Genomic DNA, 17,655 nt, shown 5'->3' on the forward strand with positions numbered 1-17,655 from the left:
AGAAAGGGGCCGGAAGCCCCTTTTTTTAATCTTTGTCTATTTCTTCGGGTGAGACCGGAAGCTGGTACGTTGTTTCCAGGATTTCCTTATCCGTAAAGAAGAAAGAAGCTTCCCAAGCGGCATTCTCGTTACTGTCGGAAGCGTGGATGGCGTTGCGGGTCTTGCTTTCTGCGAAGCGTTTGCGGATCGTGCCTTCTGCCGCTTTGGCAGGGTCGGTAGCCCCGATCAATGTCCGGAAATCGGCCACGGCATTCTCTTTTTCCAGTACAGCTACGACAATTGGGCCTGCCGTCATAAACAGATTCAGCGTTCTGAAAAACGGACGTTCCTTGTGAACGTGATAGAATTTTTCTGTATCCGAACGGCTTAGGCATACCATTTTAAGAGCCAGAATACGGAAACCCGCTTTTTCGATGATCTCCAGTATTTCTCCGGTGTGTCCCAGACCGACGGCATTGGGTTTGATAATTGTAAAGGTCCTGTTTGTCATTTTTGAGGAATTGTTTTGATTTAATTTTGTGTTAAAGGTAAGAAATATAATAATAGAAGTAAATTTTTTAAAGATAAATTTCAAACGTTTTCATTGAAATTGTATTGTTATCCCCAAAGGTAAGGGACAAATTTTAAATAATTTCGGCTACGATATACGTACTTCCCCCAATATAAATCATGTCTTCTGGAAGGGCGTTTTTTTGAGCAGCTGCATAAGCTTCTGCTACGGTAGGATAACAATCTCCTTTTAAACCGAACGAATGGGCGCATTTGGCTAAAGTTTCTTCATTCATAGCTCTGGGAATGGACGCTTTGCAGAAGTAATAGGTTGCTTCACGGGGGAGTATTTGAAGAATTCCGGAGAGGTCTTTATCACTGACTACACCTAACACAAAATGGAGATGACGATAACGGCAAGTACGAATTTGAGCGGTGACTTCTGTAAGACCATCAATATTGTGTCCTGTATCGCATATTGTTAAGGGAGAATCCGCAATTTTCTCCCAACGACCATGAAGTCCTGTGTTGTGAATAACATTAGCAATACCGTTCCGGATGGCTTTTTCGTCAATGTTTAAGTTATTATTTTTTTGTAATGAAAGAATAGTTTCTAAAACAGTAGGAATATTTTTTCTTTGATATCCTCCTTTTAGTTCACAGATTAAATGTGAAAATATATGTTCGTTTTTGCGATTTAAGTCATAATAGCCATTGCTATTTTGTTGGACATACCATTCTTGGGATGCGAATGTAAGTGGTGTATTATAGGATTGGGCTTTTTTTTCAAATACGAAGTCGTAATTATTGTCTTTTGTGCCTATAATGGCAGGAATGTTGGGTTTTATTATTCCGGCTTTCTCCATGGCAATCTTTTCAAGAGTGTTTCCCAATAAAGCCATATGGTCGAAAGAAATGTTGGTTATGACGGAAGCTAAAGGTGTAATTATGTTGGTTGAGTCAAGTCGTCCGCCCAAGCCTACTTCGATGACAGCTATGTCTACTTGACAGTCGGCAAAATATTTGAATGCCATTGCCACTGTTATTTCAAAAAAGGAAGGGTGTAGGGTGGCAAAAAATTGTTGGTTTTGTTCAACAAATTCAACGACATATTCTTCGGAAACCATTTCGCCGTTGATTTTGATTCTTTCTCGGAAATCTTTTAGATGAGGAGAAGTGTATAAACCGGTTTTGTATCCTGCTTCCTGTAATATAGAGGCTAACATGTGTGAAACGGAACCTTTTCCGTTTGTACCGGCCACATGTATTGTTTTGAATTGTCGGTGGGGATGGTGAAAATATTCGTCGAGTTGAATCGTGTTATTGAGATTAGCTTTATATGCTGCTTGGCCTTCCCGTTGAAACATAGGTAATTGGGTGAATAACCATTGACACGTCTGTTGATAATTCATAATGAAGCTTATTATATATACAAAAGTAAGAATAATTGAGGATTGAAGATTGAAAATGCAGAATTTTTCACAAGGAGAGCGAAAAAAGTTTTATATTTGGGGTTCTAAAAATAGAAACGAATGAAACCTGATAGTAATGTGCCGTTGCCGGTATTAAGGCGGATGCCTTCTTATCTGTCTTTTGTAAAGACATTACAAAAGCAGGGAGAGAAATATGTATCGTCGACGCGGATTGCCGAGTATATGGATATTGATTCCACGCAAGTGACGAAAGATTTGTCACATACAGGGCTTACCGGTAAAACTAGGGTTGGATATGAGGTGGATAGTTTTGTAAAAATCCTGGAGGATTTTTTGGGATTTAGTAAAATAGACGGTGCTTTCTTGGTTGGTGCTGGTTCTTTGGGGTCTGCTTTATTGCAGGACAAGGGGTTAGCTGTTTTTGGTTTGAGTATAGAGGCGGCTTTTGATGTGGATAAGGCCAAAGTGGGGACGAAAGTGAATGATATAGAGATTTTTCATATAGATCAATTTCGTGCAATGGCGGCAGAGCGTAATGTCGTGATAGGTATTATTACGGTGCCAGCGGAACATGCGCAGAATGTAGCGGATTTAATGGTGGCTTGGGGAATTAAAGCTATTTGGAATTTTACGCCGGCCCGGATCAAGGTCCCTGCTCATATTGTAGTGCAGAATACGACCATTTATATGAATTTGGCTATTTTATTTAATAAATTATATAATCAAAAGTAGGAGAGATAGAATACTTTTTGTCTTGATATTATTTTTCCTACCTTTGCATATTCCAAAAGTAAAATTACTAACTTTAAAAAATATCATGGTAAAGATTACCTTTCCGGATGGAAGTATCAAGGAATTTGAATCGGGAGTGACGGGGTTGGATATAGCCCAGTCTATTAGTCCGAAATTGGCTAAAGAGGTGTTGGCTATTGCTGTGAATGGTGAAGTGTGGGATTTGTCTCGTGGCATTCCTCATGATGCGGAAATCAAATTGTTTACATGGGAAGATGAAGAAGGCAGACATGCTTTTTGGCACTCTTCCGCACATTTGATGGCAGAAGCTTTGCAACAATTATATCCGAACACGAAATTCGGTATCGGTCCGGCGATAGAAAACGGTTTTTACTACGATGTGGAACCGGGAGACGGTGTAGTTTTGACTGATAAGGATTTGGAGATTGTAGAGAAAAAGATGTTGGAACTGGCACGGGAAAAGCAAGTGTTTTCTCGAATTGACGTAAGTAAAAAAGAAGCGTTGGAGCATTTTAATTCCTTACATGAGAATTACAAAGTGGAATTAATTAATGATTTGGAAGACGGTAAGATTACTTACTATAAACAAGGAACATTTACGGATTTGTGCCGTGGACCCCATCTTCCGGACACCTCCTATATCAAGGCTATCAAGCTGACCAGTCTGGCAGGAGCCTATTGGCGCGGGGATGAGCACAACAAGATGCTTACCCGTATTTATGGTATTACTTTCCCGAAACAGAAGATGTTGGAGGAATGGTTAGTGATGATGGAAGAGGCTAAACAACGGGATCATCGTAAAGTGGGGAAAGAAATGGAATTATTTGCTTTCTCTCAGGAGGTAGGAGCAGGTTTGCCTTTGTGGTTACCTAAAGGAGCGATGTTAAGAGACCGTTTGGAAGCATTCTTGAGGAAAGTTCAGAAAAAACATGGCTATCAACAGGTAATTACTCCGCACATCGGAAATGTAAATTTGTATAAGACTTCCGGACACTATCAAAAATACGGAAAAGATAGTTTTCAGGTAATTACGACACCTCAGGAAGGAGAGGAATTCATGTTAAAACCGATGAATTGTCCGCACCATTGTGAGATATATAAATTTAAACCTCGTTCTTATAAAGATTTGCCTCTGCGTTTTGCAGAATTCGGTACGGTATATCGTTATGAGCAGAGCGGTGAATTGCACGGATTGACAAGGGTGCGTGGATTTACGCAGGATGACGCCCACCTGTTCTGTACGCCGGATCAGTTGAAAGAGGAATTTATGAAAGTAATTGATATTATTTTCATCATATTCAAGGCTTTGAATTTTAAGGATTTTACTGCTCAGGTTTCCTTGCGTGATCCCAATGATAGAGAAAAATATATTGGTAGCGATGAGAACTGGGAGAAAGCGGAACGTGCTATCATTGAAGCAGCGGAAGAGAAAGGATTGAAAACCACAGTGGAATTGGGTGAAGCGGCATTCTATGGCCCGAAACTGGATTTCATGGTAAAAGATGCTATTGGTCGTAAATGGCAGTTGGGAACGATACAGGTAGACTACAACCTGCCGGAGCGCTTCCAATTGGAATATACGGGAGCTGATAATCAGAAACATCGTCCGGTGATGATTCACCGTGCACCGTTCGGCAGTATGGAACGTTTTGTGGCTGTATTGATTGAACATACGGGAGGAAAATTCCCTTTGTGGCTAACTCCTGATCAGGTCGTTGTAATGACAGTAAGCGAAAAATCAAATGAATATGCCCAAAATGTTTTGAATTTGTTGAATAATTCCGATATTCGCACCGTTTTAGATGATCGTAACGAAAAAATAGGACGTAAAATTCGTGATAATGAATTGAAAAAGATACCGTATCTATTGGTTGTAGGGGAAAATGAAGCGAAAGAAAATCGTGTATCTGTACGTCGTCAGGGACAGGGTGATATGGGATCGATGACAGTAGATGAGTTCATCGGAATGATACATAAGGAGGTAGACGAACAGTTGGCATCTATTTATAGTGAATAATAAATTAATCATTTTAAGGAGGATTTTAATATAGCAACGAGAATGGAATTCAGAGGCTCTCGCAATCCGGTCAGAAAAGAACCGCAGCATAGAATTAATGAGCTAATTAGAGCAAATACCGTAAGAGTTGTCGGTGAAGATATTGAGACCGGAGTTTATCCTTTACGAGAAGCATTGGCTATGGCTGAAGCTGCCGGTGCTGATTTGGTGGAGATTTCTCCCAATGCGGAACCGCCCGTGTGTAGAATCATTGATTACAGTAAATTCCTGTACCAGTTAAAGAAAAAACAGAAAGAAATAAAGGCTAAAAGCGTTAAAGTCGTCATAAAAGAAATTCGTTTCGGGCCTCAGACTGATGAACATGATTTTAATTTTAAATTGAAGCATGCGAAGGGATTTCTTGAAGAGGGTGCCAAAGTAAGGGCATATGTGTTTTTTAAAGGAAGGTCGATATTGTTCAAAGAGCAGGGAACCGATATATTAAATCGTTTTATTTCTGAATTAGAGGATTACGGAAAAGTAGAATCCGCACCTAAATTGGAAGGAAAGAAAATGATTGTTGTATTGGCACCGAAAAAATAAAATTTTGTCAGCGATATAATAATTACATATTTTCTGAAACTCAATTAAATTACAAGAAAATGCCAAAAATGAAATCAGTAAGTAGTGCGAAGAAAAGATTTACTTTGACGGCTACTGGAAAGATTAAAAGAAAACATGCTTTCAAAAGTCATATTTTGACAAAGAAAACAACAAAACAAAAGAGAAATCTTACGCATGTAACAACAGTTGATCACGCTAACTTAAAAGCAGTGAGAAAAATGTTGGTTATGTAATAAAAGTTTATTAACCTGAATGTCATGCTTGCAAGTTTTCGTAAAACGGAACGCTGACATTTAAAAAAAAGAAAAATTATGCCAAGAGCTAAAAATGCAGTTGCTTCAAGAGCACGTAGAAAAAAGGTTTTAAAACAAACCAAAGGTAACTTTGGTGCCAGGAAAAATGTTTGGACGGTTGCTAAAAACACATACGAAAAAGGTTTGACGTATGCGTTCCGTGACAGACGGAAAAAGAAATCCGAATTTCGGGCTTTGTGGATTCAGAGAATTAATGCCGCTGTTCGCTTGGAAGGATTGTCATATTCTAAATTTATGGGGTTAGTTCATAAAGCTGAAATTGACATCAATCGTAAGGTATTGGCCGATTTGGCGATGAATCATGCCGACGCTTTCAAAGCTGTAGTGGCTAAAGTGAAAGAGCTTGCAAAGTAATTATAAATAAATATCGCTGGAAAGGCTGTCTTCGGACAGCCTTTTTTATTTTAATCGGATGTGAAACTTGAAAATTAGTATTAATTTTGTTCTGTCATGATTAGAAAAAATAGCGTATGAAGATTGCACTATTGGGATACGGACGGATGGGAAAAGCCATAGAGAGGATTGCGGAAAACCGGGGGCATCTTGTAACTTTGAAAATAGATGAAACAAATAGGACGAATTGTACGGATACGCAATTAAAAGAAGCGGATATTGCAATAGACTTTTCGGCCCCGTCCATTGCCGTGGCTAACTACAAATGGTGTTTTGACAATCGGGTGCCTGTTGTTTCAGGTACGACGGGATGGTTGGAGCAGTGGGAAGAAGTAATCGCTTATTGCAAAGACAAAGACGGGGGATTCTTTTATGCCTCCAATTTTAGTATTGGGGTAAATTTGTTTTTTCAATTAAATACTTATTTGGCCCAATTAATGAGTGGATGCGAAGAGTATAAAATTTACATAGAAGAAACCCACCACATTCATAAACTGGATGCACCGAGCGGAACAGCTATCACAATAGCGCAAGGTATCTTGGAACATCATCCTGCGTATAAATCATGGAAATTAGCCCATGAAATACCCTTACCGGCTGATATAATTCCTGTAACGGCAAAGCGGGAGGGAGAAGTGCCGGGAATACACACGGTACTTTATAAATCGGAAGTAGACCAGATTGAAATTTCCCATTCTGCTTTTTCTCGTGAAGGATTTGCTTATGGGGCCGTATTGGCGGCGGAGTTTATGCAAGGGAAAAAAGGCGTATTTGGAATGAAAGATATGTTGAAAATATAGGTGGAATATACCTGTCAAATTAATAGTTATGAGAGAACTGCTAAAAAATAAATGGTTAAGATTTTCTGTTGTACTGATTATTGCATTATTGTGGATTATATGGGTAGGAAACTGGTGGTTCTTACTGCTTGTGCCCGTCATTTATGATATCTATATTTCTAAAAAAGTACATTGGGCGTTTTGGAAAAAGAAAGGTGTTGAAAAGCAGACGAAAGTTGTGGAATGGATAGACGCCTTAATATTTGCGGTCGTTGCTGCCACATTAATTCGGATGTTCTTCTTTGAGGCCTATACAATACCGACTTCTTCCATGGAAAAATCAATGTTAGTGGGGGACTATCTTTTTGTAAGCAAAGTGGCATACGGGCCGAAACTCCCTAATACGCCGTTGGCAGTACCTTTTACCCATCACACGCTTCCTTTTACGCGGAGTACAAAAGCCTACTCCGAAGCGATTAAATGGCCTTACAAAAGAATTGCCGGCCTTACCGATATCAAGAGAAACGATATAATTGTATTCAACTTTCCGGCGGGAGACACCGTAATTGTGGGGAGCGAAAATCCCGACTTCTATACTCAGGTACGTTCCAACGCCCGGAACTATCGTCAGGCAGACTTAAGCAGAGGGGGGGGGATAACTCTTCCGGAAGCGGAACAAAAAGTCAAAGAGTTGATGAAACAACGCATGGAAATAATCTCTCGTCCCGTAGACAAAAGAGAAAACTACATCAAACGCGGGGTCGGGATGCCGGGAGACACAATAGAACTGCGTAGCGGATTGCTATATGTAAACGGGCTGCCGGCAGAAAACATCGAAAACCTTCAATACGATTACATCGTCCGCACAAATGGGACACCCTTTAACAAAAAGAAATTAAAGAAAGATATAGGGATTTCTTACGATGATATGGGAATGCTTTCATCTACAGACTATATCTTTCCGTTGACGGAAGAAATGGTAAATAAGTTAAAAAACTATCCCAATGTAAAAGAAATTATCCGAAACATAGATACAGGTGTTAATCCGGACATCTTTCCGTTTGATCCGGAGAACTATCCGTGGAGTGTAGACAACTTTGGACCATTGTATATTCCGAAAAAAGGAGACCGTGTAGAACTGTCGTTGAAAACATTGCCCTTGTACAAGAGAATCATTACCGCTTATGAAGGACATACCCTCTCTGTGAAAGATTCTGTTATTTATATTGATGAACAACCGGCAACCGATTACACCTTTCAAATGGATTACTATTGGGCGATGGGAGACAATCGGCATCGTTCCGCGGACTCCCGTTTTTGGGGATTCGTACCGGAAGATCATTTAGTAGGGAAAGCATTCTTCATTTGGTTATCTTTGGATAAAGACGAATCATTCTTGAACAAAATTCGCTGGAATCGGATGTTTAGGTTTGTACATTAAAAAGGCCGGATACTGAATCTATATGCTTAGAAAAATCCTGCGTAAACATATCACTTGCGGAATAGTGCTGTTTTTTCTTTTGGGGGGAGAAATACGATTGTACGCCGATGACTATGTGAAATACGTCCGGCAAATGTATCCAGTCAAGCCGCAGACAAACTGCCTGGTAGACTTGAAATTTGCTCAAGTAATACTAAAACAGTGGGAGCGGGACAGTATTTTGCTTGAAGCATCTTTTAGGATAAAAGAAGTTGAGGAATGGGAGAAAGAAACCTTGGCGGAACAATTGAACTTCTGCCTCCGCTCATGGGCGGATATCTGGAAACTTCATTTGGAACTCGCGCCGGAATTTAACAGAGGGGGAGACTTGGTTGCCGAAATAAAAATATGGGTACCCCGCGATATAACTTTGGACATAATCAACCGTTACGGGACAATCAACCTGCCGGACTACGACGCCCGGCTGCCATTGAGCCTCACAACAGTATACGGAAATATAAACGTGGATACGGTGCGTTCCTTACCCCAGACAGAAATCCGTCTAAACGTTTCATATGGTAAATTGGAAATCAAAAACTGTGAAAAAGCAACCATCCGGTCGGCATATTCCTCTGTCGGTGTAAAAACAGCCCGTTATCTGCAAATAAAAGCGGAGAAATCAACCCTCCGTTTGCAAAATACAGACACAATCATTAGTCAGGGAGAATACAACCACTATGATATAGACTCTCCAAACCCTCCAACTTTTTAGTCCCTTACCCTTTCAACTTTTTCACCTTGCCTAAAAGACGGGGTATATAAGTTGCAATATGGCGTAACTTCTTTGCTTCATACACATCGGCAATCTTAATCAGGATAGCAGTCTCCTCCACACCGCCGAATCCCGGATTAAGAGACGTCCCGAAAGTACGCATAGAAGGGGACAGACTCATATAGGCATTCACCAGGGGCGGAATATTCTCACCCAACTCTCTCACATAATGTGAAAGAATCCGGTAATCTTCATTGTAATTGCTGCCGACAAAAATCTTTTGCATCTTCTCCTCGTCAATATCCAGTTCCAACGGATGAATCGGATAAACCAGCCGTTCGGAATCCCGAAAATACTTTTGCATAAAATAAATAATCATATTTCGGGCTTGGATATTGAAACTCGTATACATCGTCACTTTTCCGAAAAAATACTCAATTTCGGGATTATCCACAGTCAAAGCCCCCAGGCCGTCCCACAGATTATCCAGGGCAAACAAAGACTTGCGGCCCATGCGTGTAGACTGATAAAGCGGGTGTACAAACGAGCGTCCCAATTCAATCATCTTAGGTAAATAGCGCTCCTTGAAATCCGGAGAAAACCGGAATAACTCCGTCGTTGCCAGATTAGGTTCCCCCTCTGCATTCAGGGAAAGATCATCGCATAAAATATACCGGTAGCCGCCGAGAATCTCCTTTTCCTTCGGGTCCCAGACAATCAATTGTTGGTACGGATGTTTCTCATCCACATCAAACTCATCAATATCTATATCCTTTCCCGTACCGCCGCCTGCACTGCGGAACGTGAGTTCCCGGATACGTCCCACCTCCTTCATCAGGTTAGGGGCATTGAAAGCATTAAACGTATAAATCTCGTTACCGGCCTTATTCGTTTTCCGTAAAAACTTCTCCTCTGTCAGTTCGCCGATTAATTTCTCTTTTTCGACGGGATAAATAACAGGTTGCATCCGCTTAGAATAAATTAATGAATTGCTTGCAAATATATAGAATAAAACCTTACGGTATTATAGCCCCACTTAAATTCATTCTCCGTAAGAATAAAGAATCCCTTTCACCTCCGCCGCCCACTCTTGTGGCTTCTTGCTCTTATCGAACGTCTGCCAGGCAATCGGCTTTCCTACGTGCATCGTCAGCGTTGTACCCTTCTTCCGGTAAGCCTCCTTCGGTAGCCATAGCATTTCAATATTCGCCTTCAGGCCAATCTTTTTCCGGAAATTGGAAAGATTATAAAAGAAACTGGAATTTTCCCCGCCGATATAAATAGGAACCACATCCCGATGATGCTTTACCGCCTCCGTAATAAAATTCTTCTTCCACTCCAAATCCTTTACAACTCCTTTCTGTTTACGGCTGCACAAACCGGCAGGAAACATAATCATTTGGCAATCCGAAGCGTAAGCCTCTTCAATCGCTTTTACCGCCTCTTTCGATTGTTTGCCGTGCTTATTGACCGGCAGGAAAATAGTATTCAGATTTCTTAAATTCAAAAGAATATCGTTTACCGGAAACTTCAATTGAGGATAAACGGCTCCCAATAATGAAATCAAAGCAATTCCGTCCGGGCCGCCGAAAGGGTGATTGGAAACAAACAAATAGCGTCCTCCGGCCGGAGGCAAATTCTCCGCATTTCGCACATCTAGTTTCAGTTCAAGATATTCCATAATTGCATTGGCAAAATCCAACCCCTTGCGGTCACCGTATTTCACAATGAAATCATTAATATCATCCAGGCATATAATTCCCTTCAGCCACTTGAAAACAAATCCCGGAATCCAGCGGGCTAACCGGGGATTCTTACTTTCAAACACTTGCTCCAGATAAATCGGTTGCAAACATTCCTTCTTTTCCATACAAACGCATAATTTACAGGCAAAGATAGAATTTTTAATAGACAAAAGCGAACAGAACCTGCCGAAGAGTCGTTAAATAACTCAACAAATCAAACGAATAGAAAAAAGATAAAACAAGAAACTATGAAACGTACAATTCTAATGAGCATTATCGCAGCAGGGACGCTGGCACTCCTTGCCGGATGCAACTCTATGAAAAAACTCCAGCGTGACGTCATTGAAACCGCTGTTGTCGGGCAGGTAACGCCGGCGCAACTGGAGGCTGTCAATGGGAAAATAGACTTTACCTACGTTGTGAAATTCCCTCCCAAACAATTCGACAAAAAAATGGTCTTGAAAATCACCCCCAGAATGCAATACGGGAACAAAGTGGAAAAACTGCCGCCCCTCTATTTGCAGGGTGAAAACGTCAAGAACTCTTCTTATCAGGTCGTAGCCTACAAATCGGCAACAACCGTCACCCAAAAAATGAGCATGAACTTCAAAGAAGGAATGCAGCAAGGGGTATTGTGGGCGGATATCGAAGCCATGCAGGGAGACAAAGCCTTCATGTTAAGCCCTGTCATCCTCAACAAAAACGGAGTTAAAGTATGGCAGAGCTATACAATAAAAATTGACGGAATCAACTACATGCCCGTCATGGCAGAAACCATTTTGGAAGATATACCTGCGGCGCAACTCGGTGTTATCGGCGGGTACATACTTTTCCCGCTGGCACAGGCAAAAATTACTGATGCGCAACAACACTCCGCAGTCATGAACCGGGCGGAAGAGGCCATGAAAAAAGTATTGGGAAATCCCAAAGCAACCATCACCAACATGCTTCTTTACACCTCCAGTTCCCCCGAAGGTGTGGAACGCATGAATAAAAATCTGACCGCGAACCGCTATAAAGCAGCCAAAGCATTCTTTGAAAAAGATTTGGGGATAGCCGGACTGCCTGTCGTGCAAAACGCCCAATTCGTCATACCGCAGATGGTTACGGAGAACTGGGAGGGACTTTACCTGTTGCTCAACGACTCCGATATACCCAATAAAGCACAAATCATCTCCGAAATAAAAAGTGCTGCCAATAACAACAAACGGGAAGCCATTTTGGAATCCTATGTCAAAAAAATTCCGGCATTGAAAAACGAAATACTTCCTCTCTTGAGGCGTGCCGACTTCTTCGTATTTTATACCGTGCCGGACACGATTCAACAGGAAACGCAAATCGTATATTACATGCCGCAGGTAGAAGAAAAAACGCCGACTGTCGGTACGCAATGGAACTGGCAACTTCTGAACGACCTGGCTGTCGTAGCCATACAAAACAAGGAATATGCCAAAGCACAGAAACTTCTCGAAGCAGCTATCGTCCTCAAACAAGACCCTGCCATCATGAATAACCTTGGAATCGCTTACGCCAAACAGGGCAATACCTCCAAAGCAAAAGACATGCTGGACAAAGCACAGGTAAAGAAAGAAGCTAAATACAACATGGGCTTAATTCTCATGCAACAGGGAGATTACGCAAAAGCAGTCAGCTATCTCAAAGGCATGCCCAGTATATACCTTGCTTACTCGCAATTGCGGGCAGGGGACAATCGTGCTGCCTTGGATACCTTCAAACAATTGAAACCAACGAATGCTACGGAATACTATCTCATGGCGGTTGCAGCCGCGCGGGTGAAAGATACGCCGGTCATGACAACAGCCTTGCAAAAAGCATTTCAGATAAATCCCGAACTGAAAAAGCAGGCATCGACCGACATAGAATTCCGCAATTACATCAATAATCCGGTATTCGGATAAAGTAAAGAAACCCGCCGTAAGGCGGGTTCCTTGTATAAAGAAGATGATATAAAATTTAAGATGCTAAAGTTGTCAGAACGGAGCTTTTTCCGTTCTGCGCCGTTTTGGAACGGAGGTGATTCGGACTTGAAACGGACTTGAAACGGCAAAAAGCCCTCGAATTTCATTCTCCGAACGGAGCTTAATGTGAAGTTTGTATATCTCGCCGTGCGGGTATAGGACCTCTTAAAATAAGCGATAGCCGTTATTTCACTTTATCCGGATTCTGTTTGATGTAGTCGTTCCAGTCTTTGCAGCGGGGACTTCCTGTCGTAGGGAGTCCGCCTTGGAGGTGGTGACAGTAGGCGATAGCGATGGCGTCAGTTTCGTCGAGTGCGTCAGAGGTCGTGTGTATTTCCATGAATTTTCCGAGAAGCAGGGCTATTTGTTCTTTGGAGGCGGTTCCGCTTCCGGTAACGCTCATTTTTATTTTCTTGGGGGCGTATTCAAAGATGGGAATGTCGCGTTGGAGGGCGGCAGCGATAGCTACGCCTTGCGCTCTTCCCAGTTTCAGCATAGACTGGACGTTTTTTCCGAAGAATTGTGCTTCGATGGCAAGTTCATCGGGGTGATAGGAGTCTATGACTTGTAGGGTGCGTTTAAAAATACGTTGGAGCTTGATATAGGGATCGGTGACTTTATTTATGTCCAATATTCCGGAAACGACGAGTTCCGGCTTCCGGCTTTTTCCGAAGGTGCGGATGATAGCGTAGCCCATGAAATTGGTTCCGGGGTCGATTCCCATGATAAGTTTTTCCATGTATTTTGTGTCAGATTTCGGTTAATATACTGCTGAAGCAGAGATAACGGTTTTTAAAACGGGCGTTGAGCCGGTCGGTTATTTTTTGCCAATGGTGTTGTTCAAAATGTTCGCGTGCTTCTTCCGAAGAGAATATCAGTTGCAGGGAATAGGTCTTCCCCTCTGGTTGGTCGATGGAAACTTTGGTGAAAAGCCGGTCTTCCGTCACGTGAAGAGTCTCGATGGTACGGATATAATCTTGACGCATGAAGTCCACCCACTCCCGTTCTGCTTCTTCCTCTATGATAAAAGTCGTATTGAGTATGTGGCGCATGGACGGTCAGTCTTTGATGTTTTTTTCCAGTTCCCGGTATATTTTTCCCGCTTCGATACTGTAAATACTGCCGGAGTAGTCAGATACCAATTTTTTGTATAGAGCGAGAGCCTGGCGGTATTCGCGGGCATCTTTTTTTAGTTGGGCAAGTTTAAAGAGAGCTTCCGCCTGTATATAGGTCTGTTCGGAATTTTCACTAAGGTTTTCCAAAAGTTGCCGGGCTTGTTCCGGTTGGTTTTGCCGCAGGAGTATATCGGTTTTCAGCAAAGCTGCATAGTCGGCGATACCGCTTTGTGCTTGGTTGATAAGACTGTCTAATATGGGCAGGCTTTGCATATATTGTTGCCGATAGATAAGGTATTCGGTTTGTGCTATGCGGGAGAGGTCTTGATTTTCATCGTCTTCTTCGTAGTTTGTATTGATGAAATGACTCATTTTAATGGCGTCGTTGGATATGAGTTTGCTGGTAGAACCTTTTAGGACGTCAAATTGGGCTTTTGCCCACAGAAGATCGCCTTCGTAGTAAGCCATCCGGGCTTTATTGAGTTTGGCTTCATAGCCGATATCATTGTTTGGATTGGCTTTTTCTATTTGTGTGTAAAGGATGGTTGCTTCCCATGGATTTTCCATAAAAGCAAGTACGTTTGCCCGTTTGGATTTAAGAGTGTAGATGTTGTTGGGGGCCAATCGTTTGATACTTTCCCCTTTTTGCAGGATAGTGTTTGCCGTATCCGGCAGATTGAGTTTGTAGGCATATACGTCTGCCATAAGAAGTATGATATCTACATTTGTATTGATGTATCCTGTCTCTTGCAGATAGTTTTGGCAGTCGGTGGCTAACGTTTTATATTGTAGTTCCGGTATGTCAGTTGTAGTTTCGTATTGTGCATACTGGCATTGCAGAATTTCTTTGCGTGCAGTGTTATAGAAATTGTTATTTTCTTTGCCGGCATTGAGGATTTCGTTATATGCCTGGAGTGCTGTGGAGTATTGTTTGCTACGGGAAGCTTCGCGGGCGATGTTAAGGTAGACATCGAGTTTTCCCGGCATTTTTTGGTTGAGTTTTTTTCCGTGGTCGAAAGCCTGCGGGTAGTTTCCCATTTGCAGGGCAAACCAAATGGCGAGTTCATCGAATACCGGCGGATATTGTGGGTTTTTGAACAAGAGCGGAAGTTGTTCTTTGATGATGGTGTCTACATTGTTATTGACATCATACATGCGTGCAAAGTTGAGCTTGGACGTGATTGCGTTCAGGTTCCCCGGATTCATTTCGAGCGCGGAGACGAATTGTTGGAACATAGCTTCGTAGTTGCGCTCATACATGTGGTTCTCTCCGATTTCGAGAATGTATGCTTTGGGATTGTTTAAAAGGGTTTGCCCTTTTTGATAGGTCTTGGTTGCCCACTCGTATTCCCGGATTTCCCGGAATTTGCGGGCAAGATTTTGAATGTCGTTGTTATTGGGTTGTAGTTTTTTTAAAGCTTTATTGAAGTATTCTTCGGATTTTTGGATTTTTCCCTGTTGTTCGTATATGTACCCTAAGTTGATGAGAAAGTCTTTGTTATTGTCATCCGTTTTCAGGTATTTTTTTAGCGTAGTCTCGGCTTCATTGTATTTTTTCCCGTTGATAAGGCAAATGACGTGGAAGTTTAAATAAGAAGAAGATTTGGTACGCTGGTATAATTGTAAAAATATTTCGGCGGCTTTATCATATTCTTTATTTGCATAGTAAGTATAAGCCAATTGCGAATCGCTTTGTTTCTGGGCGAGGAGTATGCTTGACAAGCAGACAAAGAATACGATAAAGACGGACTTCATAGGTATTTGTTTTTATTTTATCAGGTCGGTACCCATGTAGGAATGTAGTACTTCGGGCAGACGGATACCTTCTTCACATTGGTTGTTTTCCAACAAAGCGGCGACGATTCTGGGCAATGCCAGAGAACTGCCGTTGAGGGTATGTACCATGCGGTTTTTCTTTTCGCCTTTTTCCCGGAAACGTAATTTCAAACGGTTTGCCTGGAATTCTTCAAAGTTGGAGACAGAGCTGACTTCCAGCCATTTTTCCTGTGCTTTGGAGAATACTTCAAAGTCGTATGTGAGGGCGGAGGTAAAGCTGATATCACCACCGCAGAGGCGTACGATGCGATAGGGCAGTCCTAATTTGATTAAAAGTCCTTCTACATGTTTAACCATGCCGTCAAGGGCTTCGTAGGAGACTTCGGGTTTGGTAATTTGTACGATTTCCACTTTGTCGAATTGGTGCAGGCGGTTCAAGCCGCGTACATCTTTTCCGTAAGAACCTGCTTCCCGGCGGAAACAAGCGGTGTAAGCCGTGTTTTTTATGGGGAGAGCTTCGGCATCTACAATCATATCCCGGTAGATATTGGTTACCGGTACTTCGGCGGTCGGGATAAGATAGAGGTTGTCTTCATTGACGTAATACATTTGTCCGTCTTTATCGGGCAATTGTCCCGTACCGTAGCCGGAAGCGGCGTTTACCATCAAGGGAGGCATCATTTCCTGATAACCGGCTTTGATGTTTTCATCCAGAAAGAAGTTGATTAATGCTCGTTGTAGTCGTGCTCCTAATCCTTTGTAAAGCGGAAAGCCTGCTCCGGTGATTTTTACGCCTGTTTCAAAGTCTATCAGGTCGTATTTTTGTGCCAGTTCCCAGTGGGGAAGGTCGGTTTCATGTTTGTGTGGAACGTTGTCTACGATTTTGACGATTTCATTGTCCGCATCGGATTTCCCGCGGGGAACGGAGCTGTGTGGCATGTTGGGTAAACGGAGCAATACTTCTTCCAGCTGAGAGGTTAATGCGTTCAGTTGGGGAACAAGTGATGCGATGGTTTCTTTTAGTTCTGTCGTTTCTTGGCGTGCTTTTTCAGCTTCTTCTTTTTTCCCGTTTTTCATCAGGTTGCCGATTTCTTTGGCAATGCGATTCATTTCGGCTTGCTTGGCTTCGGATTCCTGTTGTATCTTGCGGCGTTGTTCGTCAAGATGCAGTATTTTTTCTACTAATTCGGTGGCGTCGAAGTTTTTAACCGCCAGACGTTCGATGACGGTCTCTTTATTTTCCTGGATAAATTTTAAACTTAACATGGCTATTTTCGTTTTGGGAATGTAAAGATATAAAAAAACTCCTGTATTGTAGCGCAATACAGGAGTTTTATATTTAAGTATGTTTTTTTATTCTGCAACAGCCTGTGTTACGGCAACCGGTTCAACGGAAACGTACGACCGATTGTTTTTCTTTTTAGTGAAGATAACTTTTCCCGCAACGAGGGCGAATAAGGTATGGTCTTTGCCTATTCCGACGTTTTCACCCGGATTGTGTACGGTACCTCTTTGGCGTACCAATATGTTACCTGCTTTGGCAAATTGTCCGCCACAGATTTTTACTCCTAATCGTTTACTTTCGGATTCACGACCGTTCTTAGAACTTCCGACTCCTTTCTTGTGTGCCATATCTATAAATTTTAGAAGTTACAAAATTAGTTAAGCATTGATTGCTTCGATTTGAATTTGTGTCATGCATTGACGATGACCTCTCTTGCGTTCATAAGTTTTTCTTCTTCTTTTCTTGAAGATGATAACTTTGTCTGCTTTTACGTGTGCCAATACTTTGGCGGTTACTTTGGCACCTTCAACTTTCGGCGTGCCGATTTTTACGTTCCCGTCGTTGTCTACTAAAAGCACATTTTCAAATTCAACTTGAGCACCTTCTTCTGCATCCAGACGGTGAACGTAGACCTTACGGTCTTTTTCTACTTTAAATTGCTGTCCTGCAATTTCAACAATAGCATACATGTTTTATTGTTTTTATCGTTAGTACCACGGGGTGGGATTTTTGTCCGCTTATTGTACCCCTAAGGAAAATTCGTGGCAAAAGTAAAACTTATT

The 17,655-nt window shown here is 41.9% G+C and carries 18 protein-coding genes and 1 pseudogene; 9 read left to right on the forward strand and 10 right to left on the reverse strand.

What is annotated here, in order from left to right; genetic code table 11:
- Positions 1–25: 25 nt before the first annotated feature.
- Both ndk and NFR61_RS00505 read right to left on the reverse strand, forming a co-directional pair.
- Entirely contained in the window at positions 26–490 is a 465-nt protein-coding gene (gene ndk, locus NFR61_RS00500) for a nucleoside-diphosphate kinase (RefSeq protein ID WP_251619785.1), read from the reverse strand.
- Between the two features lie 133 nt (positions 491–623).
- Positions 624–1,901: a bifunctional folylpolyglutamate synthase/dihydrofolate synthase gene (locus NFR61_RS00505; protein WP_251619786.1), complete on the reverse strand. Its 1,278-nt coding sequence runs from the start codon at positions 1,899–1,901 to the stop codon at positions 624–626.
- 120 nt (positions 1,902–2,021) lie between these two features.
- Here NFR61_RS00505 and NFR61_RS00510 point away from each other — a divergent pair, with 120 nt between their 5' ends.
- The 8 genes and pseudogenes from NFR61_RS00510 to NFR61_RS00545 all read left to right on the forward strand — a co-directional run bounded on the left by NFR61_RS00510 (position 2,022) and on the right by NFR61_RS00545 (position 8,973).
- On the forward strand, positions 2,022–2,654 hold the full coding sequence (locus NFR61_RS00510; protein ID WP_251619787.1) for a redox-sensing transcriptional repressor Rex: 633 nt from the start codon (positions 2,022–2,024) through the stop codon (positions 2,652–2,654).
- 85 nt (positions 2,655–2,739) lie between these two features.
- On the forward strand, positions 2,740–4,692 hold the full coding sequence (gene thrS, locus NFR61_RS00515) for a threonine--tRNA ligase (protein WP_251619788.1): 1,953 nt from the start codon (positions 2,740–2,742) through the stop codon (positions 4,690–4,692).
- A 42-nt stretch (positions 4,693–4,734) separates the two neighbouring features.
- Positions 4,735–5,271 (forward strand): annotated as a pseudogene (infC, locus tag NFR61_RS00520) (translation initiation factor IF-3); the annotation flags it as partial.
- Positions 5,272–5,333: 62 nt separating this feature from the next.
- Positions 5,334–5,528, forward strand: a complete 195-nt coding sequence (gene rpmI, locus NFR61_RS00525; protein ID WP_251619790.1) for a 50S ribosomal protein L35 — start codon at positions 5,334–5,336, stop codon at positions 5,526–5,528.
- Positions 5,529–5,606: 78 nt separating this feature from the next.
- Positions 5,607–5,963 (forward strand): 50S ribosomal protein L20, encoded by a 357-nt coding sequence (gene rplT, locus NFR61_RS00530; RefSeq protein WP_251619791.1) that lies wholly within the window; start codon positions 5,607–5,609, stop codon positions 5,961–5,963.
- A 116-nt stretch (positions 5,964–6,079) separates the two neighbouring features.
- Positions 6,080–6,802, forward strand: coding sequence for a 4-hydroxy-tetrahydrodipicolinate reductase (gene dapB / locus NFR61_RS00535; protein ID WP_251619792.1), 723 nt, complete (start codon positions 6,080–6,082; stop codon positions 6,800–6,802).
- Positions 6,803–6,830: 28 nt separating this feature from the next.
- Positions 6,831–8,222, forward strand: a complete 1,392-nt coding sequence (locus tag NFR61_RS00540) for a S26 family signal peptidase (RefSeq protein WP_251619793.1) — start codon at positions 6,831–6,833, stop codon at positions 8,220–8,222.
- 22 nt (positions 8,223–8,244) lie between these two features.
- Positions 8,245–8,973 (forward strand): hypothetical protein, encoded by a 729-nt coding sequence (locus tag NFR61_RS00545; protein WP_251619794.1) that lies wholly within the window; start codon positions 8,245–8,247, stop codon positions 8,971–8,973.
- Between the two features lie 4 nt (positions 8,974–8,977).
- On the opposite strand, the gene glsB is transcribed toward NFR61_RS00545, so the two are convergent.
- Both glsB and glsA read right to left on the reverse strand, forming a co-directional pair.
- A complete protein-coding gene (gene glsB / locus NFR61_RS00550; RefSeq protein WP_251619795.1) occupies positions 8,978–9,940 on the reverse strand; it encodes a glycine N(alpha)-acyltransferase GlsB in 963 nt (320 codons plus the stop codon).
- Between the two features lie 75 nt (positions 9,941–10,015).
- Entirely contained in the window at positions 10,016–10,843 is an 828-nt protein-coding gene (glsA, locus tag NFR61_RS00555; protein WP_251619796.1) for a lyso-glycine lipid O-acyltransferase GlsA, read from the reverse strand.
- Between the two features lie 123 nt (positions 10,844–10,966).
- Between glsA and NFR61_RS00560 the strand changes: the two genes are divergently transcribed.
- Positions 10,967–12,637 carry a tetratricopeptide repeat protein gene (locus tag NFR61_RS00560; RefSeq protein WP_251619797.1) on the forward strand — a complete coding sequence of 557 codons (1,671 nt, stop codon included), beginning with the start codon at positions 10,967–10,969 and terminating at the stop codon, positions 12,635–12,637.
- A 244-nt stretch (positions 12,638–12,881) separates the two neighbouring features.
- On the opposite strand, the gene ruvC is transcribed toward NFR61_RS00560, so the two are convergent.
- The 6 genes from ruvC to rplU all read right to left on the reverse strand — a co-directional run bounded on the left by ruvC (position 12,882) and on the right by rplU (position 17,562).
- On the reverse strand, positions 12,882–13,436 hold the full coding sequence (gene ruvC / locus NFR61_RS00565; RefSeq protein ID WP_251619798.1) for a crossover junction endodeoxyribonuclease RuvC: 555 nt from the start codon (positions 13,434–13,436) through the stop codon (positions 12,882–12,884).
- A gap of 10 nt (positions 13,437–13,446) precedes the next feature.
- Positions 13,447–13,749 carry a DUF4286 family protein gene (locus NFR61_RS00570; protein ID WP_251619799.1) on the reverse strand — a complete coding sequence of 101 codons (303 nt, stop codon included), beginning with the start codon at positions 13,747–13,749 and terminating at the stop codon, positions 13,447–13,449.
- Positions 13,750–13,755: 6 nt separating this feature from the next.
- Positions 13,756–15,567 (reverse strand): tetratricopeptide repeat protein, encoded by a 1,812-nt coding sequence (locus NFR61_RS00575; protein WP_251619800.1) that lies wholly within the window; start codon positions 15,565–15,567, stop codon positions 13,756–13,758.
- A gap of 12 nt (positions 15,568–15,579) precedes the next feature.
- Complete coding sequence (serS, locus tag NFR61_RS00580; protein WP_251619801.1) at positions 15,580–16,854, reverse strand: serine--tRNA ligase; 1,275 nt, start codon at positions 16,852–16,854, stop codon at positions 15,580–15,582.
- Between the two features lie 87 nt (positions 16,855–16,941).
- Positions 16,942–17,220, reverse strand: coding sequence for a 50S ribosomal protein L27 (rpmA, locus tag NFR61_RS00585; RefSeq protein ID WP_251619802.1), 279 nt, complete (start codon positions 17,218–17,220; stop codon positions 16,942–16,944).
- 30 nt (positions 17,221–17,250) lie between these two features.
- Positions 17,251–17,562 (reverse strand): 50S ribosomal protein L21, encoded by a 312-nt coding sequence (rplU, locus tag NFR61_RS00590; protein ID WP_251619803.1) that lies wholly within the window; start codon positions 17,560–17,562, stop codon positions 17,251–17,253.
- Positions 17,563–17,655 lie beyond the last annotated feature (93 nt).

Origin of the sequence: Odoribacter lunatus (assembly GCF_943193135.1) — a bacterium.
Classification (GTDB): Bacteria; Bacteroidota; Bacteroidia; order Bacteroidales; family Marinifilaceae; genus Culturomica; species Culturomica lunata.

Bases quoted from the DNA above. Each gene is read 5' to 3' on its own strand.
- NFR61_RS00540 (WP_251619793.1), top strand. From the start codon at position 6,831: ATGAGAGAACTGCTAAAAAATAAATGGTTAAGATTTTCTGTTGTACTG.
- serS (WP_251619801.1), bottom strand. From the start codon at position 16,854: ATGTTAAGTTTAAAATTTATCCAGGAAAATAAAGAGACCGTCATCGAA.
- NFR61_RS00560 (WP_251619797.1), top strand. From the start codon at position 10,967: ATGAAACGTACAATTCTAATGAGCATTATCGCAGCAGGGACGCTGGCA.
- NFR61_RS00545 (WP_251619794.1), top strand. From the start codon at position 8,245: ATGCTTAGAAAAATCCTGCGTAAACATATCACTTGCGGAATAGTGCTG.
- ruvC (WP_251619798.1), bottom strand. From the start codon at position 13,436: ATGGAAAAACTTATCATGGGAATCGACCCCGGAACCAATTTCATGGGC.
- rpmA (WP_251619802.1), bottom strand. From the start codon at position 17,220: ATGGCACACAAGAAAGGAGTCGGAAGTTCTAAGAACGGTCGTGAATCC.
- NFR61_RS00505 (WP_251619786.1), bottom strand. From the start codon at position 1,901: ATGAATTATCAACAGACGTGTCAATGGTTATTCACCCAATTACCTATG.
- glsA (WP_251619796.1), bottom strand. From the start codon at position 10,843: ATGGAAAAGAAGGAATGTTTGCAACCGATTTATCTGGAGCAAGTGTTT.
- ndk (WP_251619785.1), bottom strand. From the start codon at position 490: ATGACAAACAGGACCTTTACAATTATCAAACCCAATGCCGTCGGTCTG.
- dapB (WP_251619792.1), top strand. From the start codon at position 6,080: ATGAAGATTGCACTATTGGGATACGGACGGATGGGAAAAGCCATAGAG.
- NFR61_RS00570 (WP_251619799.1), bottom strand. From the start codon at position 13,749: ATGCGCCACATACTCAATACGACTTTTATCATAGAGGAAGAAGCAGAA.
- NFR61_RS00575 (WP_251619800.1), bottom strand. From the start codon at position 15,567: ATGAAGTCCGTCTTTATCGTATTCTTTGTCTGCTTGTCAAGCATACTC.
- glsB (WP_251619795.1), bottom strand. From the start codon at position 9,940: ATGCAACCTGTTATTTATCCCGTCGAAAAAGAGAAATTAATCGGCGAA.
- rplT (WP_251619791.1), top strand. From the start codon at position 5,607: ATGCCAAGAGCTAAAAATGCAGTTGCTTCAAGAGCACGTAGAAAAAAG.
- rplU (WP_251619803.1), bottom strand. From the start codon at position 17,562: ATGTATGCTATTGTTGAAATTGCAGGACAGCAATTTAAAGTAGAAAAA.
- NFR61_RS00510 (WP_251619787.1), top strand. From the start codon at position 2,022: ATGAAACCTGATAGTAATGTGCCGTTGCCGGTATTAAGGCGGATGCCT.
- rpmI (WP_251619790.1), top strand. From the start codon at position 5,334: ATGCCAAAAATGAAATCAGTAAGTAGTGCGAAGAAAAGATTTACTTTG.
- thrS (WP_251619788.1), top strand. From the start codon at position 2,740: ATGGTAAAGATTACCTTTCCGGATGGAAGTATCAAGGAATTTGAATCG.